This is a genomic window from Dietzia sp. IBK-p2-15D (genome assembly GCF_057773105.1).
Genome location: NZ_JBYMTK010000081.1, coordinates 1 through 462, shown reverse-complemented (window position 1 = coordinate 462; position 462 = coordinate 1). Strand labels below are relative to the sequence as shown.

1 protein-coding gene is annotated in these 462 nt (G+C 49.6%); it reads right to left on the bottom strand.

Annotation, left to right across the window (positions count from 1 at the left end):
- Positions 1-462, bottom strand: a 462-nt coding sequence (locus AC3DEV_RS16960; RefSeq protein ID WP_488372864.1) for a phosphatidate cytidylyltransferase, incomplete at both ends; no start/stop codon positions are given.

Genomic DNA, 462 nt, shown 5'->3' with positions numbered 1-462 from the left:
CTGGAATTAAATGACCGCTGTCCTTAATTCCTGCTTCACGCTTAAACATACTTTCGGTCAGATCGCCGAGCACTGAGGCTAACGCTGCGACAATAGAGCAAATGAGTAAGGTGACGGGAGCGACGTCGAGATTCACCCACATGCCATAACCCCATGAGATTACCGCTGCGGTCACTAGTCCACCGATAAAGCCTTGCCAAGTTTTACCCGGAGAAACCTTCGGTGCCAGTTTATGTTTACCAAACAATTTGCCAAACATATATGCGCCAGAGTCAGCGCCCCATACCAGGATCATGACATAGAGCAGCCATATTGCGCCACTGTAATGATTCTCGTCGTAGTGCCAGGCCCGTAACGCCAGCATGCCCCAGAAGAAGGGAACAATGGTTAGCACGCCAAAAATAATGCGCAATGTTTTAGAGTTACGCCAGATTGCTGCGGAACCTGGGTAAAACAGCACCA